Source organism: Oribacterium sp. P9, assembly GCF_046365365.1.
Taxonomy (GTDB): Bacteria; Bacillota; Clostridia; order Lachnospirales; family Lachnospiraceae; genus Oribacterium.
In genome coordinates this window covers 1-1,596 of record NZ_JBKEIS010000044.1, presented here as the reverse complement: position 1 = coordinate 1,596, position 1,596 = coordinate 1, and the positions used below count along the sequence as shown (strand labels likewise).

Here is a 1,596-nt window from a genome sequence, read left to right as displayed (position 1 = left end):
AGACTAAACCCCCATGCCCCGCTTTTGGCACCACCATAAATGAAACACGGGCACCGGCAAGTATTGATATAGCAACCGCCGCTGACTATACTGATAGCAACGGCAAAGATCGAGTTTATTTTGGGCCTGTAGCCCGCAGACTAAACTGATCTCAGGTACTCTCATTTGCACCACCATCTGTCCAGCCGCTTTCGGCAGAAGGACGTAGAGTAAAATGATAAGAGACAGAGTACCGTGCCGTAAATCTCATCCAAGGAGGGGCCAATATGGAGAAGGTTTACGACAAATGTTGTGGAATTGATGTGCACAAGAAGCTCATCGTCGCCTGCCTTAGAAAAGGCAACAAGCAGGAGATACGCGACTTCGGTGCAACAACCAGAGAGCTTCTTGAGTTAGCTGACTGGCTCAAGGAAGGCGGCTGTGAAATGGTCGCAATGGAGAGCACAGCGTCTTATTGGAAGCCTCTGTACAACATCCTTGAATCATCTGACCTGAACACAATGGTGGTCAATGCCCACCATATGAAAGCAGTTCCTGGTCGGAAGACGGATGTGAAGGATGCTGAATGGATAGCCGATCTACTTCAGCACGGATTACTTCAAGCAAGCTACATACCTGCGAAGGATCAGCGAGAACTCCGCGAACTTGTGCGTTACCGAAAAAGTCTCGTTGGCGAACGCGTGAGGGAGCTGAACCGTCTTCAGAAAATGCTGGAAGGAGCAAACATCAAGCTCTCAGGAACCGTTTCCGACATCAATGGTAAAAGCGCCCGAAGCATTCTCGAGTATCTGATCACCGGTGCATCAATCGATAGTGACAAGTATGACGAGATGTATGAGAAGAAAGTAATTGCCCACAATCTCAAAGCATCCAAAGAGCAGATCATAGACGACCTGAATGGTGTCATGACACCGCTGCAGCGCAGGATGATGAAGGAGCTTCTTAGTCATCTTGATGAGCTTAACATTCACATCAAAAATCTGGATGACGAGATCGACAATTTCATGAAACCTGAAGAAAAACAGGCGACAGCTGTTATCGAAGATGTCACGGGTATAGGTCATACAAGCGCACAGGCGATCATATCTGTAATCGGCACGGATATGAGTCGTTTCCCTACAGACGCACACATGGCGTCATGGGCGGGGCTTTGTCCCGGCAACAACGAAAGTGCCGGAAAGCGAAAATCAGGCAAAATCAGAAAAGGGAATGCGTTGCTGCGGAGCACTCTGGTCACATGCGCACATGCTGCCACACGGAATAAAAGCTCCTATTTCTACGCACAGTTCACAAGGATCAGTGCTCATCGTGGCCCAAAGAGGGCTTATGTCGCAGTAGCCCATTCTATGCTCGTGGCGATATATCACATTCTCAAGGATGGTGTGGTTTTCAAGGATCTTGGAGCTGATTACTACAATCAGTTCAACAAAGAGCGCAAGATCAATGCGTATCTTAAAAAGTTAAAAGCGCTTGGTTGGGAAGCGCCTGTAGTTGCCGCATAGACCTTTTAGTCAAGCTCAAAATGAAGTTTTAAAAGCTTGATAGGGGCAGTCTGCGCTTTTTTGGCTACCCGGAAGGCTTTGTTTCAGAGTAAAA

Annotated in this window: 1 protein-coding gene; it reads left to right on the top strand. The window is 47.8% G+C overall.

Annotated features, from left to right (window positions below; translation table 11 throughout):
• Positions 1-266: 266 nt before the first annotated feature.
• Positions 267-1,502 (top strand): IS110 family transposase, encoded by a 1,236-nt coding sequence (locus tag ACK8P7_RS10905; protein WP_410044223.1) that lies wholly within the window; start codon positions 267-269, stop codon positions 1,500-1,502.
• Positions 1,503-1,596: the final 94 nt, after the last annotated feature.

What these genes read in the sequence shown, in the direction of transcription:
- ACK8P7_RS10905 (WP_410044223.1), top strand. Translation starts at nt 267, where the DNA reads ATGGAGAAGGTTTACGACAAATGTTGTGGAATTGATGTGCACAAGAAG.